At 63.3% G+C, this 26,265-nt stretch carries 27 protein-coding genes; 10 read left to right on the top strand and 17 right to left on the bottom strand.

The window, feature by feature from the left end; genetic code table 11:
- Positions 1–63: 63 nt before the first annotated feature.
- From iolD to AC1DXU_RS17955, 3 genes are all read right to left on the bottom strand, one after another.
- Positions 64–1,914 carry a 3D-(3,5/4)-trihydroxycyclohexane-1,2-dione acylhydrolase (decyclizing) gene (iolD, locus tag AC1DXU_RS17965; protein WP_477370951.1) on the bottom strand — a complete coding sequence of 617 codons (1,851 nt, stop codon included), beginning with the start codon at positions 1,912–1,914 and terminating at the stop codon, positions 64–66.
- 33 nt (positions 1,915–1,947) lie between these two features.
- On the bottom strand, positions 1,948–3,882 hold the full coding sequence (locus tag AC1DXU_RS17960) for a bifunctional 5-dehydro-2-deoxygluconokinase/5-dehydro-2-deoxyphosphogluconate aldolase (RefSeq protein WP_477310838.1): 1,935 nt from the start codon (positions 3,880–3,882) through the stop codon (positions 1,948–1,950).
- A 142-nt stretch (positions 3,883–4,024) separates the two neighbouring features.
- Complete coding sequence (locus AC1DXU_RS17955; RefSeq protein ID WP_477370948.1) at positions 4,025–4,753, bottom strand: SDR family NAD(P)-dependent oxidoreductase; 729 nt, start codon at positions 4,751–4,753, stop codon at positions 4,025–4,027.
- Positions 4,754–4,891: 138 nt separating this feature from the next.
- On the opposite strand from AC1DXU_RS17955, the gene AC1DXU_RS17950 reads away from it, so the two are divergent.
- Positions 4,892–5,782: an AraC family transcriptional regulator gene (locus AC1DXU_RS17950; protein WP_477371597.1), complete on the top strand. Its 891-nt coding sequence runs from the start codon at positions 4,892–4,894 to the stop codon at positions 5,780–5,782.
- Here AC1DXU_RS17950 and AC1DXU_RS17945 read toward each other — a convergent pair.
- Positions 5,779–6,624 carry a MurR/RpiR family transcriptional regulator gene (locus AC1DXU_RS17945; protein ID WP_477371595.1) on the bottom strand — a complete coding sequence of 282 codons (846 nt, stop codon included), beginning with the start codon at positions 6,622–6,624 and terminating at the stop codon, positions 5,779–5,781. The two genes, AC1DXU_RS17950 and AC1DXU_RS17945, sit on opposite strands and share 4 nt — an antisense overlap.
- Before the next feature lie 155 nt (positions 6,625–6,779).
- Here AC1DXU_RS17945 and AC1DXU_RS17940 point away from each other — a divergent pair, with 155 nt between their 5' ends.
- Positions 6,780–7,889, top strand: coding sequence for a Gfo/Idh/MocA family protein (locus AC1DXU_RS17940; RefSeq protein ID WP_477370945.1), 1,110 nt, complete (start codon positions 6,780–6,782; stop codon positions 7,887–7,889).
- Between the two features lie 12 nt (positions 7,890–7,901).
- On the opposite strand, the gene AC1DXU_RS17935 is transcribed toward AC1DXU_RS17940, so the two are convergent.
- Positions 7,902–8,597: a helix-turn-helix transcriptional regulator gene (locus AC1DXU_RS17935; protein ID WP_477370942.1), complete on the bottom strand. Its 696-nt coding sequence runs from the start codon at positions 8,595–8,597 to the stop codon at positions 7,902–7,904.
- A 126-nt stretch (positions 8,598–8,723) separates the two neighbouring features.
- On the opposite strand from AC1DXU_RS17935, the gene AC1DXU_RS17930 reads away from it, so the two are divergent.
- The gene (locus AC1DXU_RS17930) at positions 8,724–9,359 is read left to right on the top strand and encodes a LysE family translocator (protein ID WP_477370939.1); all 636 of its coding nucleotides are present in this window, start codon (positions 8,724–8,726) and stop codon (positions 9,357–9,359) included.
- 42 nt (positions 9,360–9,401) lie between these two features.
- On the opposite strand, the gene AC1DXU_RS17925 is transcribed toward AC1DXU_RS17930, so the two are convergent.
- The 7 genes from AC1DXU_RS17925 to AC1DXU_RS17895 all read right to left on the bottom strand — a co-directional run bounded on the left by AC1DXU_RS17925 (position 9,402) and on the right by AC1DXU_RS17895 (position 16,989).
- Positions 9,402–10,493 (bottom strand): 3-deoxy-7-phosphoheptulonate synthase, encoded by a 1,092-nt coding sequence (locus AC1DXU_RS17925; protein ID WP_477370936.1) that lies wholly within the window; start codon positions 10,491–10,493, stop codon positions 9,402–9,404.
- A 193-nt stretch (positions 10,494–10,686) separates the two neighbouring features.
- Positions 10,687–11,481, bottom strand: a complete 795-nt coding sequence (locus AC1DXU_RS17920; RefSeq protein ID WP_477370933.1) for an SDR family oxidoreductase — start codon at positions 11,479–11,481, stop codon at positions 10,687–10,689.
- Positions 11,482–11,648: 167 nt separating this feature from the next.
- Complete coding sequence (gene iolG / locus AC1DXU_RS17915; RefSeq protein WP_477370930.1) at positions 11,649–12,641, bottom strand: inositol 2-dehydrogenase; 993 nt, start codon at positions 12,639–12,641, stop codon at positions 11,649–11,651.
- A 122-nt stretch (positions 12,642–12,763) separates the two neighbouring features.
- Entirely contained in the window at positions 12,764–13,531 is a 768-nt protein-coding gene (locus AC1DXU_RS17910; RefSeq protein ID WP_477240637.1) for an ATP-binding cassette domain-containing protein, read from the bottom strand.
- Between the two features lie 2 nt (positions 13,532–13,533).
- Positions 13,534–14,610 (bottom strand): ABC transporter permease, encoded by a 1,077-nt coding sequence (locus AC1DXU_RS17905; protein ID WP_477310820.1) that lies wholly within the window; start codon positions 14,608–14,610, stop codon positions 13,534–13,536.
- A 105-nt stretch (positions 14,611–14,715) separates the two neighbouring features.
- Positions 14,716–15,657, bottom strand: a complete 942-nt coding sequence (locus tag AC1DXU_RS17900; RefSeq protein WP_477310818.1) for a sugar ABC transporter substrate-binding protein — start codon at positions 15,655–15,657, stop codon at positions 14,716–14,718.
- 300 nt (positions 15,658–15,957) lie between these two features.
- Positions 15,958–16,989: a LacI family DNA-binding transcriptional regulator gene (locus AC1DXU_RS17895; protein WP_477370927.1), complete on the bottom strand. Its 1,032-nt coding sequence runs from the start codon at positions 16,987–16,989 to the stop codon at positions 15,958–15,960.
- Between the two features lie 185 nt (positions 16,990–17,174).
- Here AC1DXU_RS17895 and AC1DXU_RS17890 point away from each other — a divergent pair, with 185 nt between their 5' ends.
- The 3 genes from AC1DXU_RS17890 to AC1DXU_RS17880 are packed head-to-tail and all read left to right on the top strand — an operon-like array spanning position 17,175 to position 19,872.
- Positions 17,175–18,269, top strand: coding sequence for a fatty acid desaturase family protein (locus tag AC1DXU_RS17890; RefSeq protein WP_477371593.1), 1,095 nt, complete (start codon positions 17,175–17,177; stop codon positions 18,267–18,269).
- A gap of 53 nt (positions 18,270–18,322) precedes the next feature.
- The gene (locus AC1DXU_RS17885; RefSeq protein ID WP_477240629.1) at positions 18,323–18,637 is read left to right on the top strand and encodes a MocE family 2Fe-2S type ferredoxin; all 315 of its coding nucleotides are present in this window, start codon (positions 18,323–18,325) and stop codon (positions 18,635–18,637) included.
- Complete coding sequence (locus AC1DXU_RS17880) at positions 18,637–19,872, top strand: NAD(P)/FAD-dependent oxidoreductase (RefSeq protein ID WP_477370925.1); 1,236 nt, start codon at positions 18,637–18,639, stop codon at positions 19,870–19,872. The genes AC1DXU_RS17885 and AC1DXU_RS17880 overlap by 1 nt, the downstream gene beginning before the upstream one ends.
- Positions 19,873–19,876: 4 nt before the next feature.
- Here the strand turns inward: AC1DXU_RS17880 and AC1DXU_RS17875 are convergent, their stop codons facing one another.
- The 5 genes from AC1DXU_RS17875 to hslV form a co-directional block, all read right to left on the bottom strand.
- Positions 19,877–20,836 carry a DUF1402 family protein gene (locus tag AC1DXU_RS17875; RefSeq protein ID WP_477370922.1) on the bottom strand — a complete coding sequence of 320 codons (960 nt, stop codon included), beginning with the start codon at positions 20,834–20,836 and terminating at the stop codon, positions 19,877–19,879.
- 193 nt (positions 20,837–21,029) lie between these two features.
- Complete coding sequence (hslU, locus tag AC1DXU_RS17870; protein WP_477370919.1) at positions 21,030–22,343, bottom strand: ATP-dependent protease ATPase subunit HslU; 1,314 nt, start codon at positions 22,341–22,343, stop codon at positions 21,030–21,032.
- Positions 22,344–22,347: 4 nt separating this feature from the next.
- Positions 22,348–22,944 carry a DUF2585 domain-containing protein gene (locus AC1DXU_RS17865; protein ID WP_477370916.1) on the bottom strand — a complete coding sequence of 199 codons (597 nt, stop codon included), beginning with the start codon at positions 22,942–22,944 and terminating at the stop codon, positions 22,348–22,350.
- A gap of 4 nt (positions 22,945–22,948) precedes the next feature.
- Positions 22,949–23,476 (bottom strand): GNAT family N-acetyltransferase, encoded by a 528-nt coding sequence (locus tag AC1DXU_RS17860; protein WP_477370913.1) that lies wholly within the window; start codon positions 23,474–23,476, stop codon positions 22,949–22,951.
- Positions 23,466–24,017 (bottom strand): ATP-dependent protease subunit HslV, encoded by a 552-nt coding sequence (gene hslV / locus AC1DXU_RS17855; protein ID WP_477370910.1) that lies wholly within the window; start codon positions 24,015–24,017, stop codon positions 23,466–23,468. Before hslV ends, AC1DXU_RS17860 begins: the two co-directional genes overlap by 11 nt.
- Positions 24,018–24,245: 228 nt before the next feature.
- Here hslV and hisB point away from each other — a divergent pair, with 228 nt between their 5' ends.
- The 4 genes from hisB to AC1DXU_RS17835 are packed head-to-tail and all read left to right on the top strand — an operon-like array spanning position 24,246 to position 26,262.
- Positions 24,246–24,845 carry an imidazoleglycerol-phosphate dehydratase HisB gene (gene hisB, locus AC1DXU_RS17850; protein ID WP_477370908.1) on the top strand — a complete coding sequence of 200 codons (600 nt, stop codon included), beginning with the start codon at positions 24,246–24,248 and terminating at the stop codon, positions 24,843–24,845.
- A gap of 4 nt (positions 24,846–24,849) precedes the next feature.
- Positions 24,850–25,323 (top strand): DUF2628 domain-containing protein, encoded by a 474-nt coding sequence (locus AC1DXU_RS17845; RefSeq protein ID WP_477310799.1) that lies wholly within the window; start codon positions 24,850–24,852, stop codon positions 25,321–25,323.
- A 1-nt stretch (position 25,324) separates the two neighbouring features.
- Positions 25,325–25,975: an imidazole glycerol phosphate synthase subunit HisH gene (hisH, locus tag AC1DXU_RS17840; RefSeq protein ID WP_477310797.1), complete on the top strand. Its 651-nt coding sequence runs from the start codon at positions 25,325–25,327 to the stop codon at positions 25,973–25,975.
- Complete coding sequence (locus AC1DXU_RS17835; RefSeq protein ID WP_477310795.1) at positions 25,972–26,262, top strand: DUF1330 domain-containing protein; 291 nt, start codon at positions 25,972–25,974, stop codon at positions 26,260–26,262. The genes hisH and AC1DXU_RS17835 overlap by 4 nt, the downstream gene beginning before the upstream one ends.
- The last annotated feature ends 3 nt before the right edge of the window (positions 26,263–26,265 follow it).

The following is a 26,265-nucleotide window of genomic DNA, read 5'->3' as shown; positions in this document are numbered from 1 at the left end:
CACCCGGACCTTCGGTCCGACCTCCCCACAAAGGGGGAGGCAGGGGGCAGCGCTGACTTAGCATCAATCGCCGATGGTCTGCATCTGCCGCTTTTCATCATAGGCCTTGCGCGCCGCCTTCACCTGGCTGCGCGCGCTGACCTCGGGTACGGCGACATCCCACCATGTGCCGCCGGCATCGGTTGAAACCAGCGGGTCGGTGTCGATGACCAGCACCGTGGTGCGGGTGTTCTTCTTTGCCTTTTGCAGCGCATTTTCCAGGCCTGCGATCGACGGCACTTTCTCGGCAATGGCGCCAAGGCTCGCCGCATGCGCCGCGAAGTCGATATCGGGGAGAACCTCGTGGCGCGAGTCCTTCAAGAGATTGTTGAAGTTGGCGCCGCCGGTCGCCATCTGCAGCCGGTTGATGCAGCCATAGCCCCTGTTATCGAGCAGCACGATGGTGAGCTTGAGGCCAAGCATCACCGAGGTCGCGATCTCGGAATTGAGCATGAGGTAGGAGCCGTCACCGATCATGACGACGACGTCCTCGTCGGGCTTGGCCATCTTGACGCCGAGCCCGCCGGCGATCTCGTAGCCCATGGTCGAGAAGCCGTACTCCGCATGATACGAGCCAGGCGCGCCCGCTTGCCAAAGCTTGTGCAACTCGCCCGGCAGGCCGCCGGCGGCATGCAGCAGCGTCACGCCCGAGCCCATGGCGCGCTGCACGGCGCCGATCACCTGCGCATCCGAGGGATAAGCGGCATTGGTCGAGGCCGTCACCTTGCCGGCATCGGCCTGCCAGTCCTTCTTGCCCTTGGCCGCATTGTCGGTCCAGCTGGCAGGCGCCTTCCAGCCCTTCAGCGCGGCACCCAGTTCGGCCAGCCCTTCGGCCGCGTCGGCGACCAGCGGCAGCGCCCGGTGCTTGCCGGCGTCGAAAGGCTGGACGTTGAGGCCGATGATGGTCTTGCCGGAATTCTTGAACAGCGACCACGAACCGGTGGTGAAATCCTGCAGCCTGGTGCCGACCGCCAGCACGACATCGGCTTCCTCGGCCAGCCGATTGGCGGCCGAAGTGCCGGTGACACCGACCGCCGCCATGTTGAGCGGATGATCGTCCGGCAGCGAGGATTTGCCGCCTTGTGTCTCGCAGACCGGAATGCCGGCGCCTTGCACGAATTTGGCCAGTTCACCGGAGGCCTGCGAATACAGCACGCCGCCGCCGGCGATCACCAGCGGCTTCTTTGCCGCTTTGAGCGCTGCCACTGCGACAGCCAACTCATGGCGGTCCGGGCGCACACGGCGCTGGTGCCAGACGCGTTCGGCAAAGAAGCTTTCGGGATAATCATAGGCCTCGGCCTGAACGTCCTGGCAAAGCGACAAGGTCACCGGCCCGCAATCGGCGGGATCGGTCAGCACCTGCATGGTCCGCGCCAGCGCCGGGATGATCTGCTCCGGCCGGGTGATGCGGTCGAAATAGCGCGACACCGGACGGAAACAGTCGTTGACCGTCGCCGTGCCGTCGGAGAAATCCTCGGCCTGCTGCAGCACCGGATCGGGGATGCGGTTGGCAAAGACATCGCCGGGCAAAAACAGGACGGGCAACCGGTTTACGTGAGCGAGCGCCGCGGCCGTCACCATGTTGAGCGCGCCGGGACCGATCGAAGAGGTCGCCGCCATGAAGCGGCGGCGGAAATTGGCCTTGCCATAGGCGATTGCCGCATGCGCCATCGCCTGTTCGTTGTGGGCGCGGAAGGTCGGCAACTCGTCGCGCACCTGATAGAGCGCCTCGCCGATGCCGGCGACATTGCCATGGCCGAAGATCGCCCAGACACCGCCGAAGATCGGCACTTTCGTGCCGTCGATCTCGGTCATCTGCCGGCCGAGAAAGCGGGTCAGCGCCTGCGCCATCGTCAGGCGGATTGTCTTGGTCATTTTGTTTTCCTCCGCAGTCCTATGCCCGCGTCTTTATGCTGCTTTACGCCCACGCGCGGCAAGCCACGCCTCGGTCAACTTCTCGAAGCGAGACGCCATGTCGGCCACCGCCTCGTCGTCCGTCATCTTGCCCGCCAGCCATTGTTCGGCGGCGTTGATGAAGATGGTGCGACCGACGGCAAAGCCCTTGACGATGGGCGCCTTGGCGGTGGCAGCAAAGGCGGCTTCCAGTTCGTCCTGCGGCGCTTCCAGGCCGAGCAGCACGACGCCGCGGCACCACGGATCGTGCTTCAGGATCACGGCCTCGATCTTGGCCCAGGCGCCGGCCGAAGCCTGCGGCTCGAGCTTCCACCAGTCGGGCTTGATGCCGAGCGCATAGAGTTCTTCCAGCGCGCGCGGGATCGTCGTGTCGTCGAGCTTGCCGTGCTTGCCGGCGATGATCTCGATCAGCAATTCACGGCCGACCTTGCGCGCGGCCTCGAACAGAGCGCGCAGCTTCTGCTGCTGCTCTTCCTTCAGCGCCGCCGGATCGTCCGGATGATAGAAGCACAGGCATTTGATGCAGTGGTCGACCGGCCATTCGACCAGCTGCGAGCCGATGTCCTGCGAGAATTCGAAGCGCAGCGGTCGCGAGCCCGGCAGTTCGACCGGCCGGCCAAGCCAGGCGAAGGAATGGCGGGCGTATTCGAACATGGCGTCGCGGCCGTATTTCTCGTCGAGCAGCATGCCGTAGCCGGCGCGGCCGGCCGCGACCTTGGCCGCGGCCTTGACCGTAAGCACCTTGAAATCCTGGATGCGCGACGGATCGGCGCCGGCCTTGGCGGCGACATCGTCGAGCTGGATGCGGTGGTCGCAGGCCAGCGCCATCAGCGAGGGAATGTCGCGCCGGCGCGTCGTCGCCCAATGGATGTGGTTGATCGCCTCGTCCTTGCGTAGCGCCAGATGCTTGCTGCCGTTCTTGAGGAAGAACTGCAATTCCTCGAAGGTCGGGTATTCCGGCGCGCAGAGCAGGCGCGACACGGCGAAGGCGCCGCAGGCATTGGCCCAGGTCGCCGCCGTTGCATGGTCTTCGCCACCCAGCCAACCGCGCAGGAAGCCGGACATGAAGGCGTCGCCGGCGCCGAGCACGTTGTAGACCTCGATCGGAAAGCCACTGCCGACGATGCCGTCCTCGAGATCGTCGCTGATCGGTCCGTCATAGACGATGCAGCCCATGGCGCCGCGCTTGAGCACGATGGTGGCCGAAGACAGCGAGCGGATCGTCTTCAGCGCGCTCAGGCAATCATCGGCGCCCGACGCGATCATGATCTCTTCTTCGGTGCCGACGATGAGGTCGCAGTCGGGCAGCACCGTCTTCAACTGGGCTGAGACCCGGTCGGATTTGACATAGCGCTCGAAACCTTCGGCATGGCCGGCGAGGCCCCAGAGATTGGGGCGGTAGTCGATGTCGAACACCACCTTGCCGCCCTTGGCCTTGATGATGCGGATGGCCTTGCGCTGCGCGGCATCGCTGTTGGGCCGCGAAAAATGCGTGCCGGTAACGACGATTGCGCGGGCCGAGGCGATAAACGCCTCGTCGATGTCCTCCTCCGAAAGCGCCATGTCGGCGCAGTCCGAGCGGTAGAAGATCATCGGCGAGACGCCCTCTTCCTCGACCGACAGCAGCACCAGCGCCGTCAGCCGGTCCGGATCGGTCTTCAGGCCGTCGACGCAAACGCCCTCGCGCTTCAGCTGTTCACGGATGAAACGTCCCATCTGTTCGTTGCCGACGCGGGTGAGCAGCGCCGAGCGCAGGCCGAGCCTGGCGGTGCCGACGGAGATGTTGGCTGGACAGCCGCCGACGGACTTGGCAAAGGAGGTGATGTCTTCCAGGCGTGAGCCGATCTGCTGGCCATAGAGGTCAACGGAGGCACGGCCGATGGTGATGACGTCGAGCGGCGCCTGTTTCGCGTCCACGGCTTCGCTCATTGGAACCTCCCATCGGCCTTGTTGTCTTTGATAGCACGCGCGAGCGGCAGCGTGGCGCCCCCAATATGAAATAATAATTCCAATCCATAGTCAATATGGAATGAGCATTCCTTGGCTGAAAAGTGCCGCCAAATTCACAAATTCACCAGGCAAGCGCGCCGTCGTCGCTGAAATACCCGGCGGTCGGACCATCGGCGTCGAGGGTGGCAAGGCGGATGACAATCTCAGCCGCCTGCTGCACCGTGCGGTGGCCTTTGAACCCGTTGAGATCGGTGGCGGTGTAGCCGGGCGCCGCAGCGTTGATCTTGATGCCTTGCGGCGCGAGCTCCCTGGCGAAGGCCACGGTTATGGCGTTCAGGGCAGTCTTGGAGCTGCCATAGCCCATCAGGTTGACGGCAGAATTGGCCGTGGCGGGGTCGAGCGCGCGTCCGATGGAGCCGGTGGAGCTGCTCACCATGACGATGCGGGCGGTCGGCGCTGCAAGCAGCAGCGGCAGGAACGCCTGGGTCACGCGGATGGGACCGAAGACGTTGACGTCATAGGTGGCCTGGATATCGGCAACACGCTGCTGGCTTGGCGGCGGATCGTAGTTGATGGCGACGCCGGCGTTGTTCACCAGCACGTCGAGGCAGGAGCTGTCCGCGCTGACGGTTGCGACCGCGGCCGCAACACTGTCATCCTGTGTGACGTCGAGCTCGAGCCAGTGGACGTCCAGGCCTTCGACACGCAAGGCTTGCGCCGCCGCCATGCCGCGTTCGGCGTCCCTGGCGCCGAGCCAGACCTTGAAGCCCATCGTCGCCAGCCGCCGGGCGATTTCGCGGCCGATGCCCTTGTTGGCGCCGGTCACCACAGCGCTTCTCGTTGCCGTCATGTCTGTGTCTCCTGGGTTGGTGCGGAAGACATCCATTTGGGACAGCACGGGGAATTCCGCGCGCCGAAACCTCTCCCGCTCTTGCCTAATCCTCTCACGATGGTTGCGTGGCGCGTGGGGATGCGCGATGTTCGCGCCATGAGCGAGGCCCTACGAGAGCTGATCGATATCGCCGGCCGCCATGCGCGCGGGCGACGAACAGCAACGGCTATCCCCCGCGTTTCGATCGGCCGCAGCGAAGTCACCACGGCACCGGTGGCGGGCGTGTGGGGTTCGGGGATTCTGTTCGTGCTGCAGGGCGCGAAGACGGTTCTGATCGGCGACCGGGCTCTTCGTTACGATCCCGCCAGCTATTTCATCTACACTGTCGACACGCCGACCATCAGCCAGTTGGTCGAAGCGAGTGCTGCCCGTCCCTACCTGGCCATCGGCTTCACCCTTGACCTGCAGGCTGTCGCCGCGCTGCTCGTCGAACACGAGCCGGCCCTTAGCGGCGACGGTTTCTCCACCTCTCCGGTCGATGACGAGCTGCTCGATGCATTGCGTCGAATGATGCGGCTGCTTGACCGGCCAGCCGAGATTCCCGTGCTGGCGGCCATGCTCGAACGCGAGATGCTGTTTCGGCTGCTGCAAGGCCCGCAGGGCGGGAAGCTGCGCCAACTGGCGCGCACCGATGGCCATTTGTCCAGGATACGGCAGGCGATCGCCTGGATCCGGATGCATTGCCATGAGCAGATCCGGGTCGAGGACCTGGCCGACATCGCGCATATGAGCAACGCTGCGTTCTACCGCCACTTCAAGGCGGCGACGGCCATGAGCCCGATCCAATACCAAAAGCAGATCCGGTTGCTGGAAGCCCGCCATCTGCTGGTTGCCCAGCCAGGCAACGTGGCACAGGTCGCCTTTGCCGTCGGCTATGAGAGTGCTTCCCAGTTCAGCCGCGAATATGCGCGTCAGTTCGGGTCACCGCCCGCACGCGACGCAGCGCGGCTTGTGGCGGGAGGCGAAGCGGCCGTAGAGGCCATCTAGGCCTTGCGCTTCTTGCCTGTGTCGCGCCGCTTCTCGCCCACGGCAACGGTCAGCGCCATGGCCAGCGCCATCGTCGCCGACAGCGAGCGGAAGCCGGCAAAATCGGCCTCGGCGACTTCGAACCAGACCTTGGCGAACTTGGCCAGCGGCGAAAAGGCGCTGTCGGTGATCGCCACGATCGGAACGCCATGTTCCGAAATGGTCTTCGCTTCCTCGATTGTCGCCGGCGCATACGGCGAGAAGCTGATGGCGATGACGGCGTCCCGGGGCGTGGCAAAACCGATCATCTCGGCATTGAGGCCAGCGGCGGATTCGATCAGCTGGTTGCGGATCTTCAGCTTGCCCAAGGCATAAGCGATGTAAGACGCGACCGGATAGGAGCGGCGCTTGGCCAGCACATAGATGGTTTCGGCCTTCGCCAGCAGGCCAATTGCCTCTTCGAAATGCGGTTCGTTGAGCGTGCGTGAAATGTCGTTGAGCGAGGTGCTGGAGGCGGCGACAAAACCGTCGAAGATCGCACGGTGGCCGGCGCCCTCCTCGGCTTTGGCGCGCAATGCCAGCAGCCTTTCATCATAGGACGAATTGCGCTCGCGCAGGCGTTCGCGAAACACCGACTGCAGGCTGGTGAACCCATCGAAGCCGAGCTGCTGGGCAAAACGGATCAAGGTTGAAGGCTGGACGCCGGCCGAGGCAGCGATGCTGGCGGCGGTGCCGAAAGCGATATCGTCGGGATTGTCGAGTGCGTAGGCAGCGATCTGGGCGATGCGCTTGGGCAGGCTTTCGCGCCGCTCCAGGATCGTTGCCCGCAGCGTTTCAAAATCGCGAGGTACCCGTTCGTCCATCGTCGCTTTGCCCAGGCTCATTGGTCGGCACCCTCTCTGCCTCATCATAGCGAGCCTGCGCAAGAACACCATAAAAAATGAGGCAGGCGTTCCATTCCTGAGAAAAATGGACTAATTCATCCGCCAAGACTTTTCAGTCAGCGGAGACAAGGGAAATGGTCGGAGTCGGTCTTATCGGTACGGGCTTCATGGGCAAGTGCCATGCCATTGCATGGAGTGCCGTCGGCGCCGTCTTTCCTGATGTGGCCAAGCCACGACTCGTCCATCTCGGCGAGGTCAATGAGGAGCTGGCCCGGCGCAAGGCGGACGAGTTCGGCTTTGCCAAGGCGTCCGGCGACTGGCGCGCCGTCGTCAATGATCCCGAGGTGGATATCGTCTCGCTGACCACGCCGAACCAGTTCCATCCGGAAATGGCCATCGCCATCCTCGCGGCCGGCAAGCATCTGTGGTGCGAAAAGCCGATGGCACCGAGCTTTGCCGAGGCCGAGGCGATGGCGGCAGCGGCGAAGAAGTCGGGCAAGGTGGCCGCACTTGGCTACAACTACATCCAGAACCCGGCCATCCGTCACATCGGCGCGCTGCTCGACGAAAAGATCATCGGCGAGGTCAACCTTGTGCGCATCGAGATGGACGAGGACTTCATGGCCGACCCGGAGGCGCTGTTCTTCTGGAAGCATGAGGCATCGTCCGGCTATGGCGCGCTCGACGATTTTGCCGTGCACCCGCTGTCGCTGATTTCGGTGCTGTTCGGCCGAGTCGGCCGCGTCATGTGCGACATGGCCAAACCCTATGCCGACCGCAAGGTCGCGACCGGCGGCCGGCGCGCGGTCGAGACCTACGATATTGCCAGCGTGCTGATGCATCTGGAAAACGGTGTGGCCGGCACGCTGCTGGTCAACCGTTCGGCCTGGGGCCGCAAGGGCCGCATCGCCATCCAGATCTTTGGCTCAAAAGGCTCGATCCTCTACGACCAGGAGCGGATGAACGAGTTCCAGCTCTATCTCACCGCCGACCGGCCGACCGAGCAAGGTTATCGCACCATCCTGGTGGCGCCGCACCACAAGCCCTATGACAGCTTCCTGCCGGCGCCAGGCCATGGCCTGGGCTTCAACGATCTCAAGATCATCGAATGCCGCGAACTGTTGACGCGCCTCGCCGGCAAGCCGGCGCGCATCATCGACTTCGACCAAGGCCTCGAGATCGAGCGCGCCGTGCATGCGATGGCGCGCTCGTTCGAGGAGAAGCGCTGGGTGGATGTGCGGTAATATCCGCTCGTCTCAGCCGCTGGCTGCCGGGGTCTCCCAACCGTCCACCCATATCTGCCGCAAGCGGTCGCCTTCGCCCTTGAAGCGCAGCCCGGTCGGCTGGCAATCCTCGATCCGGTCGCTGCGGAAATTGCGGATCGCCTGGCGCAGTTCGCACCAGGCGACGATGTTGGCTGTCTCGGCGTAGTAGATGAGCGCGATCGGGCGGATCAGGCGTTCGGAGGCACGGCCCATTTCGTCGCGATAGGAGAGGTCGAGCTTCTCCTCGTCGCGGATGGCGCGGCGCACCAGCGCCAGATCGACAGCACCGATCGATGGCGCGGCAAAACCCCAGACATGCAACGCATTGGCGTCGAACGCCTGACGCAAGGGCGGCGGCACTGCACCCGCAACCTTGGCGCTGACGCGCTTGGCCGCCTGCTTGAGCTCGCTGTCGCCCGTGCGCTCCAGCAGCGCCAGCGACAGCACGATCGCCTCCATCTCCTCGATCGAAAACATCAATGGCGGCAGGTCGAAACCGGGGCGCAATATGTAACCGATGCCGCGCCCGCCTTCGATCGGAACCCGCATCGCCTGCAGCGCGGCGATGTCGCGATAGATCGAGCGCCCCGTCACTTCCAGCTGTCCGGCAATCATTGCTGCCGTCACCGGCTGTCGTGCCAGCCGCAGAATCTGGATGATCTCGAACAGGCGCGACGCCTTGCGCATTTCCTCACCCGCCCGAACGCTACTGACACATCCCCGTCAGTTGGGGTGACTTATAGGGCTGCCTATCGGATTGAAAATCAACAGATACCTCGGCAACACGCCGGCAGAAGGCGATAGGTAACTGACATGAGCTACGCGGAAAATCTCTGGCTGTTTTTTCTCCTGTTGTTCGGCATCATCGTCGTGCCGGGCATGGACATGCTGTTCGTGCTCGCTAATGCGCTGACCGGCGGGCGCGACCGGGGGCTCGCCGCCACCGGCGGCATCATGGTCGGTGGCATCGTGCACACGCTGAACGGCGCCATCGGCGTCGGCCTGCTCATGCATTTCGTGCCGATCCTGTTCAAGCCGCTGCTGATCGCCGGCGCCGCCTATATGGCCTTCATCGGCATCACGCTGATGCGCAGCTCCATCACGGTCGGTCAGGATGGGCCGGCCGGCAGCCGCTCCGCCTGGAAGGCCTTTCGCCAGGGTTTTGTGACCTGCCTGATCAATCCGAAGGCGTATCTGTTCGTGCTTGCCGTCTATCCGCAGTTCCTCAAGCCGGCCTACGGCCCGATCTGGATGCAGGCGACGGTCATGGGGCTGCTGACGGTGCTGACGCAGGCCGCGATCTATGGCGGGCTAGCAATCTCGGCCGGCCGCAGCCGCACGGTTCTGGTCGCCAACCCGCGCGCGACCGCTTTTGCCGGCCGCGCGGCTGGATTGCTGCTCTTCGCGGTTGCGGTGTTTACCGCCTGGGAGGGGCTGAGGGCGGCATGATCGCTGCAAGCACCGCCCGCCCGCCCTTGAGTGGCTTCCGCGTCAAGCCGCTCCCGGCCGGCTCTCCATCAAGGTGCGGCGCGCCGAGCGGCGCCATTCGACGGCGCCGGCAAGGCCGTGCAGCACGGTTTCGGTGGTCGCCCAGTCGATGCAGCCATCGGTGATGCTCTGGCCATAGACGAGCGGCTTGCCAGGCACGACGTCCTGGCGGCCGGCGACGAGATTGCTCTCGATCATGACGCCGATGATGTGCTCGTCACCGGCCGCGACCTGGCCGGCCACGTCCGCGGCCACCTTGGGCTGGTTTTCGGGCTTCTTGGCCGAGTTGGCGTGGCTGACATCGATCATCAGACGGGGCGCAACGCCGATGCGGGCGAGTTCCGCCGAGGCCGCCGCGACGCTTGCTGCGTCATAATTGGGCTGAACGCCGCCGCGCAGGATTACGTGGCAGTCCTCATTGCCGGTGGTGGTGGCAATGCCGCTGCGCCCGCCCTTTGTCACCGCCATGAAATGATGCGGCTGGGCTGCGGATTTCACCGCCTCGGCGGCGATCCGCAGATTGCCGTCGGTGCCGTTCTTGAAGCCGACCGGGCAGGACAGGCCGGAAGCAAGCTCGCGGTGGATCTGGCTCTCGGTGGTGCGCGCGCCGATGGCGCCCCAGGCGACGAGGTCGGCGATGTATTGCGGAATGGTCATGTCGAGGAACTCGGTCGCTGCCGGCAGCCCGAGATTGTTGACGGCCGACAAGACGTTGCGCGCCATGCGCAACCCTTTCTCGATGTTGAAGCTGCCGTCCAGGTCGGGGTCGTTGATCAAGCCTTTCCAGCCGACCGTGGTACGTGGCTTCTCGAAATAGACCCGCATGACGATCTCGAGCCGGTCGGACAGGGTCTCGCGCAGCGCCGCCAGACGGCTGGCATAGTCAACGGCCGCGACCGGATCGTGGATCGAACAAGGGCCAACGATGACAAGCAGTCGATCGTCGGCCCCCGTAAGGATGGAATGGATCGCGTTGCGCGCAGTGGCGACGGTGCGCGTCGCCGTCAGCGTGCGCGGTATCTCGCGCATCACCTCTTCCGGCGCGCTCAATGCTCTGATTTCGGTGACCCGAAGGTCGTCTGTGGTGGTCAACACGGCTTTCTGCTCCTGTTTGGGAGACCTGCCGGCTGAAACAAAAAAGCCGCCAAGTCTGGCGGCTGTTCGGACTTGTTGCTGCAATCTTCAGATCGAGCGCAATCCTCCCGCCGCCAGCGAGCTGCTAAAGTACCAATACGTGGCGGTCAGGTTGATCATGAGGCTCATATAGTCGAAGCCCGAGCGTTTGTCACTACTCGCCGATCACCCCGGCAATGTTCTGGTCGTAGTCGACCAGCGATCCGGTCATGACGCCGGACTGCGGGCTGACCATGTAGCTGATCAGCCGGGCAAGCTGCGCCGGCTTGACCAGCTGGCCCATCGGCTGCGCGGCCTCGGCCTTTGCCAGCCAGTCGTCCGGCGCATCGTGCCATTTCTTCTGCACGATCGCCTCGCCCTCGGTGTCCATCCAGCCGGGCAGCACGGCGTTGCAGCGGATGCGATTGCCGCGATAGGCGTTGGCGACATTCTTGGTCAGCGTCATCAGCGCGCCCTTGCTGGTCGAATAGGGGGTGAGGAAGGACTGGCCGGCATGCGCCGACATCGACAGCACATTGACGATCGAGCCCGGCGCCTTGTGCGCCAGCAGATGCGCCACCACGCCTTGCATCAGGAAAAACGGTCCGCGCACATTGGTGGCGAAGATGGTGTCGAAAAGCTCTTCGCTGGTTTCGACCAGCGAACCGCGGGCCGACGTGGCGGCGGCATTGACCAACGCGTTGATGGTGCCGAAATGCGCGACCGCGGTTTCGACCGCGCGCTTGCAGTCGGCCACCTTTGAGACGTCGGCGCTGATGAAAATGGCGTCGACGCCCAATGTCTTGAAATGGGCAACGGCCTTGTCGCCCTTCTCCTGCGAGCGGCCAATGAGCGCCAATGCCCGGCAACCCTCGTCCGCCAGCGCCTCGGCAACGGCAAAGCCGATGCCTTGCGCGCCGCCGGTAACGATGGCACGCGTTTCTGAATTGCGACCGGCTGATGCACTCATCGCTTTGCTCCTGGGTTGGATACCAAAATTAAGGTGTGTTTCAGATTCAGGCCAGGCCGAGTCGAAAATGACGGTTTTCGAGAACCGGAGCGGAGCGTACTCTTAGGTACGTGAGCACCGGAAGCGCAGGAAGCCGCCAGGCCGGCCTCACCTGAATATCAACACACCTAGTCGAGACGGACGGTCTTGCCTGTGGTCGCCGACTTCAGCGCCGCGTCCGCCAGTTTCAACGCCACGAGGCCGTCGGCCCCGCTCGGCGCCGCCTTCTTGCCGGTGGTTGCCGCGGTGATGAAAGCGGCGATCTCGATGGCATAGGCGTCGAGGTAGCGGGTCATGAAGAAGTCGTGCAGCGGCGGGCGGGTATAACCCTTTTCGTTGGCCAGTTCGATCGACACCGGGCGCTGGTTCTCGGCAGCGACCATGCCCTTCGAACCGTGCACCTCGATGCGCTGGTCGTAGCCATAGGTGGCGCGGCGCGAGTTGGAGATGACGGCCTGCTTGCCGGAAGCGGTTTCGAGGATGACGCTGACCGAGTCGAAATCGCCGGCCTCGCCGATCTTCTTGTCGACCAGCACCGAAGCATGGGCGCTGACCGCGACCACCTCTTCCCCGAGCAGGAAGCGCGCCATGTCGAAATCATGGATGGTCATGTCGCGGAAAATGCCGCCCGAACGCTTGATGTAGTCGATGGGCGGGGCGCCCGGGTCGCGCGAGGTGATGGTGACCATCTCGACGGTGCCTATGGCGCCGTCGTCGATCGCCTTGCGCACGGCGGCGAAGTGCGGATCAAAACGGCGGTTGAAGCCGACCATCAGCGTCGCCTTGGCCTTTTCGACCACGGCCAGGCACTTCTCGACGCGCTTGACGTTGAGGTCGATCGGCTTCTCGCAGAAGATCGCCTTGCCGGCCTTGGCGAAGCGCTCGATCAGATCAGCATGGGTGTCGGTCGGCGTGCAGATGACGACGGCGTCGATGTCCTTGGATTTTTCGATGGCGTCAATGGTGCGCACTTCGGCGCCATAGGCCGTCGCCAGTTCGGTCGCCGCTTTCTCGAAGGCGTCGGCGACGGCAACCAGTTTGGCCTGCGGATTGGAGCCGACGGCGCGGGCGTGGACCTTGCCGATGCGGCCGGCACCAAGAAGGGCGAAGCGGAGAGTCATGGATATTTCCTCTAAGGGATGGTTCGAGAGAGTTGTGTCCGTACCTTCCCGTCAGGAAAAGACGGCAAGGTGATTTTCTTGGCGCGGCAGATCGTCCCGGAACCGGGTGACCCGCGCCAGGCCTAGGCCGCGAGTTCCGCCTCCCCGGTCTTGGCGCCGGTGATGTAGGAGACGATATCGTTTCCATCGGTGTCCTGCTTGCGCAGATTGGCGACGATCTTGCCGCGGCGGAAGACGACGATGCGGTCGACCAGGTCGAAGACCTGGCGCATGTTGTGGCTGATCAGGATCAGCGGCTCGCCATTTTCCTTCAGCGTGCGGATGATGTTTTCGACCTGCGCCGTCTCCTGCACGCCAAGCGCTGCCGTCGGCTCATCCATGATGATGAGCTTGGAGGCAAAGGTTGCGGTTCTGGCGATCGCCACGCACTGGCGCTGACCGCCCGACATGTGGCGGATGGTGCTGGACAGATTGGGGATCTTGACCGCCGTGCGGACAAGAGCCGCCTCGGTCGCCTTGCGCATGAACTTGCGGTCGAGGATCGAGAACGGCCCGAGATTGAACAGCACCTTCTCGCGGCCGAGAAACAGGTTGGAGGGCACGTCGAGATCGTCGGCCAGCGCCAGATTCTGGAACACGGTCTCGATGCCGGCCTCGCGCGCCTCGATCGGGCCGGAAAAGTTCACTTCCTTGCCGTCGAACCAGACCTTGCCGTCGGTGCGCTGCTCGACGCCGGTGATCTGGCGCACGAAGGTCGACTTGCCGGCGCCGTTGTCACCCATGATGGCGACATGCTCGCCCTTGCGCAGTTCGAAATTGGCACCTTCGAGCGCATGCACGCCGCCATAGCGCTTGGTCAGGTTTTCGGTCTTCAGAACGATGTCCGACATGATCAACCTCCTATCGCGCGGCGACGCTGGCGCCATTGGTCGAGAACCACCGCGCCGACGATGATCACGCCCTTGACCATCTCCTGGTAGTAGGCATCGAGGCGCAGGAAGGTGAAGCCGGAGATGATGACGCCGAAGATCAGCGAGCCGATGACGGTGCCGATGATCGAGCCGCGGCCGCCCGACAGCGAGACGCCGCCGATGACCGCCATGGCGATAGCGTCGAGTTCGTACATGACGCCCATGCCGGATTGGGCGGTCAGGTTCTTGGAGCACAGCACCACGGCGGCGAGCGCGGCGAGGATGCTGGCGATGGCATAGACGAGGATCTTGTGGTTGGCGATCTTGATGCCCGACATGCGCGCGGCATCCTCATTGGAGCCGATGGCATAACAGTGCTTGCCGTATTTGGTGTAGGTCAGGATCAGCTGGAACAGTATCGCCAGCGAAATGAAGATGACGACCGGCATCAGGCCCTTGCCAATTGCCGCGAAACCGTCTGTCGGAAACGAGATCGGCTGGCCCTTGGACCACCATTTGGCGATGCCGCGCGCCGTCACCATCATGCCGAGCGTGGCGATGAAGGGTGGGATGCGCGTGTATGCGATCAGAAAGCCGTTGACCAGGCCAGCCAGCAGGCCGCAGCCGATCGCGACCAGCACCGGTACGATCACCGGCAGGTCGGTCCAGCCCTGCGCGAGGAACATCGCCTTGGGGTTGGGGTTGCCGTTGACCATCGCCACCTGGGCGAAGCTCATGGAGATCATCGCAGTGGCACCGACGATCGAGCCTGAGGACAGGTCGATGCCGCCGCAAATGATCACCTGCGTCACGCCGATGGCGATGATGCCGACGATCGACACTTGCAGGATGATGATCTCGAGCCGCTGCTGATTGAAGATTGCGTCGACATTGTCGCGGGTGTTGAACAGGAAACTGTCGCCGAGGAAGACCCGGCCGATCAGTTCGAAGGCGCCGACGAGGATGACGAGCGCCAGGAAAACGTTGAACTCGGCCGGCCATGCGCGTTTCTTCGCATCGTAGGTGAGCCCTCCGACGCCATGAGATGTCTGTGCCACGTCTTCTGTCCTCCGTCGGCCGCGTTCGCGCTCCCGCCACCCGCTCGGGCAAATCGGGAAAGGAGGAGCGGCGCTGTCTCACGCCGCTCCAAATCGGTCCGAAACTCAGTTCTTCTTCAGGAACTTGTCGATGTTTGCCGGCGTCACCAGCTGGAAGGGGACGTAGACCTTGTGTTCGACCTTCTCGCCCTTGGCCAGCTTGAGCGCAGCGTCGAGAGCACCGGCACCCTGGCCGGCGGCATCCTGGAATACCGTCGCGTCAAGGTCGCCCGCCTGCATTGCGGCAAGCGCGTCCTGGGTGGCATCGACGCCACCGACGACAACCGTCTTCATGTCGATGTTGGCGGCCTTCATTGCCTGGATGGCGCCGATGGCGCTTTCGTCATTGTTGGCAATGACGCCATCGAATGGCTTGTTGGTCGACAGCCAGTTGGTCATCAGGTTCTGGGCCTGGTCACGGTCCCAGTTCGACGTCTGCTTGTCGATGATCTTGATGAAGCTGCATTCCGGCGTGGCGATCACCTCTTCGATGTCCTTGGTGCGCTGCACGGCGGCCTGGTTCGACAGCTCGCCCATGATCACATAGACATTGGCTTCCTTCTTGCCGGCTTCCGTGAACAGGCGGCAGACTTCCTTGGTCTCAAGCGTGCCGGAATCAGCCTCGTTCGAAGCGACGAAAGCCTGGTTGTCCGGCAGCGTGTCGACATTGACCGGCTCGCGGTTGACGTAGACCAGCGGGATCTTGGCGGCGGCGGCTGCGTCGGACATCGCCTGCGTGGCCGAGGTGTCGACCGGGTTGACGATGATCGCGTCGACGCCCGAGGCGGCGAAGTTCTTGATCTGGTCAAGCTGCTTGGCGACGTCGTTCTGCGCGTCCTCCACCTGCAGCTCGACGCCGCTCATGCCCTTGGCCTGCTCGATCATGCCGTTGCGCAGGACGGTCAGGAAGTTGTCGTCGAATTTGGCCATCGACACGCCGACCTTGGCAGCGAGTGCCGACGAACTCATCAGCGCCGCAAAGGCGACGCCCAAAAGCAGTTTCTTCATTTTCGTTCTCCTCCACACATTGGTGTCCGGCTGCACCGATTTACCCGGAATCCCCGATCTCCCAGGGAATCTCTCCCGATTGCTGGTTCAGCTCCGGATGGCGTTTTCCCTGCAATTGGAACGCCAGGCGTTCAGTTTGAAACAGATGTTCCGGAACGAAAGAACCAAAATACCCAGTTGGTGAAATTTTTATTCCATTTTCCGCTGCGACGTCAAGGGTGATTCCGCGGTCGGATGGCGGATTTTCGGCTCACTCTGATAGATTCTATCATTTCCGGGGCCGACTCTCGCCGGCGAGGGTCAAATGTTTTCCGGGAGATAGATGTCGAAAGGCAGAAAGGTCTGGCCCGGCGCGTTGGCGGCGCCGGCCTCGATGGCATGCGCCATCAGCCCGACAAGCTCGCGGCACAGAGCGGCTAGCGGCGTCGAGATCACCATGGTCAGGATGTTGTCGGCGAGTGCTGCGCGCGATTCGGCGTTGATCTCGTTGCAGACGACCACCGGCATGTGTTCGGGCTTTGCTGCCCGCAGCGCCGAGACCGCACCTTCCATGCCGCCGCCGGCGACGTAGCAGCCGGCAAGATCCGGATAGCGCGCCAGGAGATCGATCATCGCATCGTGGGTCACCTGATTGGCTTCCAGATTGACCAGCGTTTCCATCACCGTGAACTCAGGCGCATGTTCGCGGAAGAAGGAGCGAAAGCCGATCTCGCGCAGTTCATGGCCGTGGAAGCGATGGCTGCCGACGAACAGCGCGACCTTGCCGGGCTTCGGCGCCGCCTTGGCGATCATCCAGGCCGCGGTGCGACCGACCTTGCGGTTGTCGAGGCCGACATAGCCCTCGCGGATGCCGGCGGCAAAGTCGGACAGCAGGGAGAAGACCGGCTGCCCCCTCGCCTTCAGTGCCTCGACGGCCGCCGTCAGCGTCGGATGGTCCGGGCCGACAACGGCGATGGCCCTGGATTTCGCCGCCAGTCTGCGCATCTGGACGGCGATCTCGTCGGCGGCGAGCGAACTGGCGAAGTCGATGGTGGCGACGCCGCGGAAGCGCTGCGACTGCGCGACCGCCACTTCCAGCTCCCGCGCGAAATCGCCGTAGAAGACATCATTGCCGCGCAGCAGCAGAAAGCCGAGGCGGTATTCCGGCAATTCCTGGCGCATCCGCTGCTTGATCAGCCCGGCGGCGTGATAGCCGATGCCGGTCGCGGCCTCATAGACGCGGCGCGCCGTTTCCTCGCGCACCGGCAGCCGGTTGTTCAGCACCCGGTCGACGGTGGCGACGCTGACGCCGGAGATGCGCGCCAGATCGGTGATGGTGGGCCGCTTTGCCATGGATCCTCCACTAGATGCGGGCTGAGATTACCTCATTCTGATATGAAATGATAGAAACTATCTTTGTGATATTGAGACTATCATGGCTTGGCGCTATTTTGAAATCCGACGCCAGCCATTGCGCCCGAGCTTCCGTTATGGGCTGATCGCAAGGCGCGGATGGAGGAACCTCGATGACGGCAGTGATGGACGCAGCACCGTCCCGGCGCGACTACAGTCTGATCGGCCGCGACGCCAAGCTCGCCGTCGAGACCGGGCTGTCGGCAGCCGAGTGGTATCACACCGATATTCCGCGCAAGCAGATGAAGGAGCTGATGCAGCGCTCCGACCAGCCGGCGATCCGCGACACCATCATCTGGCTGGCGGCCCTGATCCTCAGCGCGGCAGGCGGCGCCTGGTTCTGGGGCACATGGTGGTGCGTGCCGTTTTTCTTCGTCTACGGCACGCTTTACGGCTCGTCGACCGATTCACGCTGGCACGAATGCGGCCACGGCACCGCATTCCGGACGCAGTGGATGAATGATGCGATCTATCAGATCGCCTGCTTCATGATTATGCGCAATCCGGTGACCTGGCGCTGGAGTCATACACGGCACCACACCGACACCATAATCGTCGGCCGCGACCCGGAGATATCGGTCATGCGGCCGCCGGACCTGCTGCGCGTCATGCTGGCGTTCGTCGGCGTGCTCGACGCCTGGCATGCAATGAGCGACATGGTACGCAACGCCGCCGGCATCATCAGCCCGGCGGAAAAGACCTTCATCCCCGAGCAGGAGCAGCCGAAGGCGATCCGCGCTGCCCGCATTTGGACGGCGATCTACGCCGCAACCATCGCGCTGGCGCTTTATTCGGGCTCGTTCCTGCCTTTGATGCTGGTCGGACTGCCAAGGCTCTACGGTGCCTGGCACCATGTGATGACCGGCCTGCTGCAGCATGGCGGCCTCGCCGACAATGTCATCGACCATCGGCTGAACAGCCGCACCGTGCTGATGAACCCGATCAGCCGCTTCATCTACTGGAACATGAACTACCATGTGGAGCACCACATGTTCCCGATGGTGCCCTACCACGCGCTGCCGAAGCTGCATGAGCTGATCAAGCACGATCTGCCGGCGCCGACGCCGTCGATCCTGGCCGGCTACCGCGAGATGATACCGGCCTTCCTGCGCCAGTTGCGCAATGAGGATTATTTCGTCAAGCGCGAGCTGCCGCCGACGGCCAGGCCCTATCGTGACGAATTCCACAGCGACCATGCTGCTGCGAAAGCAGCGGAGTGACAGCAGCCCGCAACGGGGCAGCTGACGGGCCAAAATTCTACCGGGAGAGATCAATGAGCGACTGGGTCGAGGCCTGCGCGGCCGGAGACATCGACGAAGAGGATGTGATGCGGTTCGACCATGGCGGCCGCACCTTTGCCATCTATCGCAGCCCCGACGACGACTATTTTGCCACGGATGGGCTGTGCACGCATGAGAAGGTGCATCTGGCCGACGGGCTGGTGATGGACGACATCATCGAATGCCCCAAGCACAATGGCCGCTTCAACTACAAGACGGGGGACGCCAGGGGCGCACCGGTCTGCGTCAATCTGAAGACCTATCCGGTCAAGGTCGACGCCGGCAAAGTGCTGATCCAGATCGGGTGATGGCAATGACAAAGGGCATGGTCATCATCGGCGCCGGCGAATGCGGCGGGCGCGCGGCGCTGACGCTGCGCCAACTCGGCTATGTCGGGCCGGTGACGCTGGTCGGAGACGAGCCGCATTTGCCCTATGAGCGGCCGCCGCTGTCGAAAGACGCAATGGTCAGCGATGCGCCCGAGATCAAGGCGATCGCCAGCGAGGCGTTGCTGGCCGAAAAATCGATCCGGCATATCCATTCGGTCCAGGCAGTGGCGATCGACCGCGCCGCGCACAGCGTGCGTCTGTCGGACGGTTCGGTGCTGGCTTACGACAAGCTACTGCTGGCAACGGGCTCGACGCCACGCAAGCTGCCGATGCCAGGCCTTGGGTCGCGCTGCGTCTATCTCAGGACTTTTGCCGACGCGCTGGCCATTCGCGCCCATCTGCGGGCCGGCAACCGCATCGCGATTGTCGGCGGCGGCTTCATCGGCCTCGAGCTCGCCGCAGCAGCGCGCAGACTGCGCGCCGATGTCACCGTCATCGAGGCGCTCCCGCGCATCCTGATGCGTGGCGTGCCGGCCGAAATCGCGCAGGTGATCCACGCGGCGCATGAGGCCGAAGGCGTGACCATCCTTTGCGGTGACGGCATCGCGGCGATTGCCGACGACGGTGCGCAGGTGCGCATCACGCTGGCCGGCGGACGCGCCATCGTCGCCGACCTCGCGGTGATCGGCATTGGCGCCGTGCCGGTGACCGCACTTGCCGCGGAGGCGGGACTGACGATCGACAATGGCATCGCGGTCGATGGCGAGCTGCGCAGCAGCGATCCGGACATCTTTGCCGCCGGCGATTGCTGTTCGTTTCCGCTTGCCGTCTATGACGGAAGGCGGGTGCGGCTGGAAGCCTGGCGCAATGCGCAGGAGCAAGGTGACCTGGCGGCGAAGAACATGCTTGATACCGGTGAGGCGCATGCGGCGGTGCCATGGTTCTGGTCGGATCAATATGGCCTCAGCCTGCAGATCGCCGGCCTGTCGGACGAGGGCCGCAGTGTCGTGCGCCGCGATCTCGACGACGGCGCCTTCATCCTGTTTCATTTGGCCGGGGATGGCAGGCTGGTAGCGGCGAGCGGCATCGGTCCCGGCAATGCGGTTGCCCGTGACATCAGGCTGGCCGAGATGCTGATCGGCAAGCGGGCAAAGCCGGCGCCGGAGGCGCTCGGCTCGCAGGCCGTCAAGCTGAAGTCGCTGCTGGCGGCGTAAGGGCTTAGAACAGCGCCTTGAGCTCGGACAGTTTGTCGTTGACCAGCCAGCCGTAATAATTCTCCTCGGGCAGCTTCACCGGCTCGCCGGCGGCGCGGCGCCTGTCGTTCTCGAGCTTCAGCTCATAGGCGTGCTGCTCGGGATTGCCGATGTTGTAGAGCGTCGAGGTGACGCCGGGATTGCCTGAGATGTCGAAGCCGGCAATGCCCTTGTAGGCGTCGATCGATTTTTTGATCGTCGCCGCGACATAGGGCAGCGTCAGGTCCGGATCCATGATGGTCTTGTAAACGGCGTTCGGATCGCTGACGTCGAGCTTCGGCAGGCCGGACACCTTGTGCACGAGATCGCTCATCTGCAGCGCGGTCAGCGGATTGAGCTGGCCGAGGCCAAAGGTCTGGCCGGCATAATAGGGCTGGAAGAAGGTGGCGCCGAAGCGGTCATTGGGGAAGCTCTCGCCGCCGACGCTCTTGCCGCGGAAGGCATGGTTCCAGACCTGCTCGCGGCATTCCCACAGATCGTAGCTGTCCGACTTGGCCGCGCATTTGGCGAATTCCGGCCGCTGCACGAAATCGGTGATGTCCTCGCCGTCATAGGCGAAGGAGAGCTTGCTGGAGAGATAGGAGATCGCCTTGACGTAATAGGTCTGCAGCCGGTCATAGGCGTCGACATTGTAGGTATGCTCGCCGACGATGGCGCCGACGATGTGCATCGGGTCGATGCCATAGGCGGAAGCCGCCTGCTTGATCTTGCCGCGCAATTCGGCGTCGCTCTGCAGCAGCGCGTAGACCTTGCGGTATTTCGCCTGGAAAGTGGTGTTGGTGGCCTGGGTGCGCCGGCTGGAAGCGCCCGGTATGTCGGGCTGCTCGACGTTGCGGTTTCCCGGCGGCACCATGGTTGCCGCCTGGGCGGCGAACATGGTTGTCGCCAGCGCCAAGCCGAGAATGACGAAGATCAGTTTTTTCATGCACCGCCGCCTAAATAGTCGGGGGGCAAACTAGGTAATGCTCCAAGGGGAGTCGATAGACCCCTTGGCCCGGCAGGTCGAAAGCTGGCCAGATGCTTCCATTTGGCCACACCTTCGCAAATCCTGCCGGCAATGTGTGCCGCCGCCCGCGCCGGGATCGACCCGGCCCACCCTTCACAAGATGAATTGCCCTTTAAAGGATGAATCGCGACAAATCTGTGTTTCTGGAGAGGTCGCCGACATGCTTTTCCACATAGGCGGCGTCGATGGTGACGCTGGTGCCGTTGCGGTCTGGCGCATCATAGGAAATCTCGTCCAGCACCCGCTCCATCACCGTCTGCAGCCGCCTGGCGCCAATATTCTCGACGCTGGCGTTGAGGTCGACGGCAATACCGGCAAGCGAATCGATGGCATCGTCGGTGAAGGTCAGGTCGACGCCCTCGGTCTTCATCAGCGCGATATACTGCTTGATAAGGCTGGCCTCGGTCTCGGTCAGGATGCGGACGAAATCGTCCTTTTCCAGCGCCCGCAACTCGACGCGGATCGGCAGGCGGCCCTGCAGTTCCGGCAGCAGGTCGGACGGCTTCGAGACATGGAAGGCGCCGGAGGCGATGAACAGGATATGGTCGGTCTTCAGCGGTCCATACTTGGTCGCCACCGTCGTGCCTTCGATCAGAGGCAGCAGGTCGCGCTGCACGCCTTCGCGCGAAACGCCGGCGCCCATGCCGCCTTCGCGCGAGGCGATCTTGTCGATCTCGTCGAGGAAGACGATGCCGTCATTTTCCGTCGCATCGAGCGCCCGACGCACCACCTCGTCCTGGTCGAGCAGCTTGTCGGACTCGTCGTTGACCAGCAGCGCGTAGGATTCCTTGACCGTCGTCTTGCGGGTCTTGGTCTTCTTGCCACCCATCGCCTTCGACAGCATGTCGTTGATGTTGAGCACGCCGATATTGGCGCCCGGCATGCCGGGGATCTCGAAGCCGGGCATACCGCCAGTGCCGGTGTCGGCCACTTCGACCTCGATCTCCTTGTCGTCCAGCTCGCCGTCACGCAACTTCTTGCGGAAGCTGTCGCGGGTGGCCGGGCTCGCCGTCTTGCCGACGAGGGCTTCCAGCACCCGTTCCTCGGCATTGATGTGGGCGCGCGCCTTGACGTCCTCGCGCATCTTCTCGCGCACCAGGCCGATAGCGATCTCGACGAGGTCGCGGATGATCTGCTCGACATCGCGGCCGACATAGCCGACCTCGGTGAACTTGGTCGCCTCGACCTTGACGAAGGGTGCTCCGGCCAGGCGTGCCAGGCGGCGCGAAATCTCGGTCTTGCCGACGCCGGTCGGTCCGATCATCAGGATGTTCTTCGGCATCACCTCTTCACGCATCTGACCTTCAAGCTGATGGCGGCGCCAGCGGTTGCGCAAGGCGATGGCCACGGCGCGCTTGGCGTCCTTCTGGCCGATGATGAAGCGATCGAGCTCCGAAACGATTTCGCGGGGAGAAAATGTCGTCATGTCACTATATTCCACTTTGCCACTGCTTGATGGCCTCGAACGGATGCAGCAGCATGATCACGTTGAGTGTCAGATTGTCCCGGATGAGATAGCCGGTACCCAATTCGAAGATGATGGCGAGGCTGACGATCACCCATATAGGTAGCCTTCGCGCCATCACAAATCCCAGCACCATGGCCAGTGTGTCGGACACGGAATTGATGATCGAGTCGCCGTAGTAATCCAGCGAGATGGTGCCGGCGCGGTAGCGGTCGATGATGAACGGGCTGTTCTCGAGCAGTTCCCAGCCGCCCTCGATGAGGACGGCGAAGGCCAGCCTGAGCCCGATCGGCGAGCGCGGGAACAGGAACCTTGCCAGCGCATAGAACAGGAAGCCATGGATGATGTGCGAGAAGGTGTACCAGTCGGAAATATGCTGGGAATTCTCCGAACTCTGCACGACACCATGCCAGAGTTTGACATAGCCGCAGGTGCAGATCGGCGTTCGGCCCATGCCGTACAGCGCCCCGGCCTGGAAGATGATCAAAGCGAGGACGAGCAGCAGCCCCATCCGCCAGCTATCATAGGCCGAATAGTTGTTGTCCTTGACCGGTGTCGTCATCAGATCATTCCCCCTCTTCCGCGTCGCCCTCTTCGGCATCGACGGCCATCAGAACGACGTCCCCATATTCTGAGTGTCTGCGATCGATGGCTCTGAAACCGGCCTTCTCATAGGCGCGGATGGCGCGGCCATTGTCGGGATGCGGGTCTATGATGACGCGCGGCGCGCCTTCCTCGAACAGCTGCTCGACGAACTGGCGGACAATGGCCGAGCCATGGCCGGCCCCGACAAGCTCCGGCACGCCGATCGACAGATCGATGCCGAGCGTGCCGAATGGCTGGTCGGCATAGGGATGGCCGTCCTCCAGATGCGGGTCATAGCTCTGCAGATAGCCGATCGGCTTGCCGTTGAGCTCGACGATCAGCGGTTCGACGGAAATCGAGTCGATATGCTCACGAATCTCAGCGATTTCCGTTTCGGGATCGTCCCACCACTGCGCGACATGCGGCTCTGCGAGCCATGCCGCAATCATCGGCAGGTCCTTCTCGGTTACCGGCCGAAAATCGTAGAGCACGACTGCCTCAACCGGCATCGAGCGTTTCGATGACGAAATTGTTGTTGGTGTAGACGCAGATGTCGGATGCGATCTGCATCGCCTTGCGGGCGATCTCCTCGGCATCCTTGTCGGTGTCCATCAGCGCGCGCGCCGCGGCCAGCGCATAATTGCCGCCGGAGCCGATGGCCATGACGCCATGTTCGGGCTCGAGCACGTCGCCATTGCCGGTCAGCGCCAGCGAAACCGACTTGTCGGCCACCAGCATCATGGCTTCGAGACGGCGCAGATAGCGGTCGGTGCGCCAATCCTTGGCGAGCTCGACACAAGCGCGCGTCAGCTGGTCGGGATATTGTTCGAGCTTGGCTTCCAGTCGTTCCAGCAGAGTGAAGGCGTCGGCGGTGGCGCCGGCGAAACCGGCAATGACATTGCCGCCCTTGCCGATGCGGCGCACCTTGCGTGCATTGCCTTTCATGATGGTCTGGCCAAGGCTGACCTGGCCGTCGCCGGCGATCACCACCTTGTTGCCCTTGCGCACCGTCACGATGGTCGTGGCGTGCATGGTCAGTTCATTCGACATTTCCTGGGCTCCGAGCAGCACCATCCCAAAAGGCGATTGGCGCGTTACGAGTGACTTGATCGGCCATATGTATGCATAGGTCGAGCGATTGCAAACCGGCCTCGACGCCGGGCTCGATACCGCTTGGGATGGCAACTGGCAATCGCTGGATCATGCTGCTAGAAGGCTCTCGTTTTCAAGCATCTTAGGGCTTGGAAAGCCTGTAAACCCTGAGACAAGGACAAGGTCATGCCGACCCGTTCCGCGCAAGCAAGCCGCACGACCAAGGAAACCGATATCTCGGTATCGGTCCATGTCGACGGCTCGGGCAAGTCAGACATTGCGACTGGCGTCGGCTTCTTCGACCATATGCTGGACCAGCTGTCGCGCCATTCGCTGATCGACATGACGGTCAAGGCCAAGGGCGACCTGCACATAGACGACCACCACACGGTCGAGGACACCGGCATCGCGCTTGGTCAGGCGCTCAGCAAGGCGCTGGGCGAACGACGCGGCATCATGCGCTATGCCTCGATCGATCTGGCCATGGACGAGACGCTGACGCGGGCGGCGATCGATGTCTCCGGCCGCCCTTTCCTGGTGTGGAATGTTGCCTTCTCGTCGCCGAAGATCGGCACCTTCGACACCGAACTGGTGCGCGAATTCTTCCAGGCGCTGGCGCAGAATGCCGGCATCACATTGCATGTGACCAATCACTATGGCGCCAACAACCACCATATCGCCGAGACCTGCTTCAAGGCGGTGGCACGGGCGCTGCGCGCTGCCCTTGAACCCGACCCGCGCCAGCCGGACGCGGTGCCCTCCACCAAGGGATCGCTGAAGGGATAGCACCATGGCCATCTATGTCGTGATGGAGCCGCCGGGCCGCAGCGAAAAGGCAGATACGACCTTTGTCCGCGACGGCTTTTCCTGGCTCGGCTTCCTGGTGACGCCGCTATGGCTCGCCTGGCACCGGCTGTGGGTCGAGGCGGCGCTGGCCTTTGTCGCCATGGCCGCGCTGTCGATGCTTGGCGAGAAACTGGGTCTCGAATGGGCCGGCTCGGCGCTCTCGCTGCTGGTCTCGCTCTATGTCGGGCTGGAGGGGCAGGGTTTGCGGATTGCAGCACTTCGCCGCCGCGGCTGGCAGCAATGGGGCGTCGTCGAGGCCGATGGGATCGACGATGCCGACACCCGCTATGCGCTGGAAACCGAGGCACCGTCAGATGAAGGCGCGCCGGTGCATCGCATCGTTCCGGACGCCGCCCAGGCGCGCCCGGCGCAGATGGGCATGGTGCTGGGGCTGACCCACATTCCGGGAAAGACCTGAGATGCGTGTTGCCATCATCGACTACGGTTCGGGCAATCTGCGCTCGGCCACCAAGGCCTTCGAGCGCGCCGCGCATGAAGCCGGCATCGCCGCGGCGATCGAGCTGACCGCCGATGCCGAACGAGTACGCACCGCCGATCGCATCGTGTTGCCCGGCGTCGGCGCCTATGCCGATTGCGCGGCGGGCTTGCGTGCCGTCGCCGGCATGTGGGAAGCGGTGGAGGAGGTCGCCATCGCCAAGGGGCGGCCGTTCCTCGGCATCTGCGTCGGTATGCAGCTGATGTCGGAACGCGGCCTGGAAAAGACCATTACCAAAGGCTTTGGCTGGATCGCCGGCGACGTCAAGGAGATCACGCCGACTGACGCGGCGCTGAAGATTCCGCAGATCGGCTGGAACACGATCGACCTGGAGCGCAAGCATCCGCTATTTTCCGGCATTCTTACCGGACCCAAGGGGCTGCACGCCTATTTCGTGCATTCCTACCACCTCGATGCAACGAAACCGGCCGAAGTGCTGGCTGTCGCCGACTATGGCGGCCCGGTGACGGCAACCGTCGCCCGCGACAACCTGGTCGGCACGCAGTTCCATCCCGAAAAGAGCCAGGCGCTGGGTCTTGCCCTCATCACCAATTTCCTGCGGTGGAAGCCATGAGCAAGAAGGGCTACTGGATGGCGATGATCGAGGTGACCGATCCGGAAAACTATCCGCTGTACATCGCCGCCAACAAAGCGGCTTTCGACAAGTACGGCGCAAAATTCCTGACCCGTGGCGGCCAGTCGTCGAGCCCGGAAGGGCCGTCCGGCAGTCGCCACATCATCATCGAGTTCGAGAGCTACGCGGTCGCACTCGCCTGCTTCCATTCCCCCGAATACCAGGCGGCGCTGAAACTCCGGCGGCTTTATTCGACGTCGCATTTCGCCATTGTGGAAGGGGCGTGAACC

The organism is Mesorhizobium sp. P3_A10 (genome assembly GCF_056403175.1).
Note: the sequence above shows the minus strand (reverse complement) of the source record. Positions and strands in the feature narration are given on the sequence as shown.

Bases quoted from the DNA above. Each gene is read 5' to 3' on its own strand.
- AC1DXU_RS17920 (WP_477370933.1), bottom strand. From the start codon at position 11,481: ATGAGTGCATCAGCCGGTCGCAATTCAGAAACGCGTGCCATCGTTACC.
- AC1DXU_RS17930 (WP_477370939.1), top strand. From the start codon at position 8,724: ATGAGCTACGCGGAAAATCTCTGGCTGTTTTTTCTCCTGTTGTTCGGC.
- AC1DXU_RS17955 (WP_477370948.1), bottom strand. From the start codon at position 4,753: ATGACGGCAACGAGAAGCGCTGTGGTGACCGGCGCCAACAAGGGCATC.
- hisB (WP_477370908.1), top strand. From the start codon at position 24,246: ATGCCGACCCGTTCCGCGCAAGCAAGCCGCACGACCAAGGAAACCGAT.
- AC1DXU_RS17890 (WP_477371593.1), top strand. From the start codon at position 17,175: ATGGACGCAGCACCGTCCCGGCGCGACTACAGTCTGATCGGCCGCGAC.
- AC1DXU_RS17875 (WP_477370922.1), bottom strand. From the start codon at position 20,836: ATGAAAAAACTGATCTTCGTCATTCTCGGCTTGGCGCTGGCGACAACC.
- AC1DXU_RS17860 (WP_477370913.1), bottom strand. From the start codon at position 23,476: ATGCCGGTTGAGGCAGTCGTGCTCTACGATTTTCGGCCGGTAACCGAG.
- AC1DXU_RS17935 (WP_477370942.1), bottom strand. From the start codon at position 8,597: ATGCGCAAGGCGTCGCGCCTGTTCGAGATCATCCAGATTCTGCGGCTG.
- AC1DXU_RS17895 (WP_477370927.1), bottom strand. From the start codon at position 16,989: ATGGCAAAGCGGCCCACCATCACCGATCTGGCGCGCATCTCCGGCGTC.
- AC1DXU_RS17910 (WP_477240637.1), bottom strand. From the start codon at position 13,531: ATGTCGGACATCGTTCTGAAGACCGAAAACCTGACCAAGCGCTATGGC.
- AC1DXU_RS17835 (WP_477310795.1), top strand. From the start codon at position 25,972: ATGAGCAAGAAGGGCTACTGGATGGCGATGATCGAGGTGACCGATCCG.
- AC1DXU_RS17960 (WP_477310838.1), bottom strand. From the start codon at position 3,882: ATGAGCGAAGCCGTGGACGCGAAACAGGCGCCGCTCGACGTCATCACC.
- iolG (WP_477370930.1), bottom strand. From the start codon at position 12,641: ATGACTCTCCGCTTCGCCCTTCTTGGTGCCGGCCGCATCGGCAAGGTC.
- hslV (WP_477370910.1), bottom strand. From the start codon at position 24,017: ATGTCGAATGAACTGACCATGCACGCCACGACCATCGTGACGGTGCGC.
- hisH (WP_477310797.1), top strand. From the start codon at position 25,325: ATGCGTGTTGCCATCATCGACTACGGTTCGGGCAATCTGCGCTCGGCC.
- AC1DXU_RS17950 (WP_477371597.1), top strand. From the start codon at position 4,892: ATGAGCGAGGCCCTACGAGAGCTGATCGATATCGCCGGCCGCCATGCG.
- AC1DXU_RS17880 (WP_477370925.1), top strand. From the start codon at position 18,637: ATGGCAATGACAAAGGGCATGGTCATCATCGGCGCCGGCGAATGCGGC.
- AC1DXU_RS17940 (WP_477370945.1), top strand. From the start codon at position 6,780: ATGGTCGGAGTCGGTCTTATCGGTACGGGCTTCATGGGCAAGTGCCAT.
- AC1DXU_RS17845 (WP_477310799.1), top strand. From the start codon at position 24,850: ATGGCCATCTATGTCGTGATGGAGCCGCCGGGCCGCAGCGAAAAGGCA.
- AC1DXU_RS17865 (WP_477370916.1), bottom strand. From the start codon at position 22,944: ATGACGACACCGGTCAAGGACAACAACTATTCGGCCTATGATAGCTGG.
- AC1DXU_RS17945 (WP_477371595.1), bottom strand. From the start codon at position 6,624: ATGGACGAACGGGTACCTCGCGATTTTGAAACGCTGCGGGCAACGATC.
- AC1DXU_RS17900 (WP_477310818.1), bottom strand. From the start codon at position 15,657: ATGAAGAAACTGCTTTTGGGCGTCGCCTTTGCGGCGCTGATGAGTTCG.
- AC1DXU_RS17885 (WP_477240629.1), top strand. From the start codon at position 18,323: ATGAGCGACTGGGTCGAGGCCTGCGCGGCCGGAGACATCGACGAAGAG.
- iolD (WP_477370951.1), bottom strand. From the start codon at position 1,914: ATGACCAAGACAATCCGCCTGACGATGGCGCAGGCGCTGACCCGCTTT.
- hslU (WP_477370919.1), bottom strand. From the start codon at position 22,343: ATGACGACATTTTCTCCCCGCGAAATCGTTTCGGAGCTCGATCGCTTC.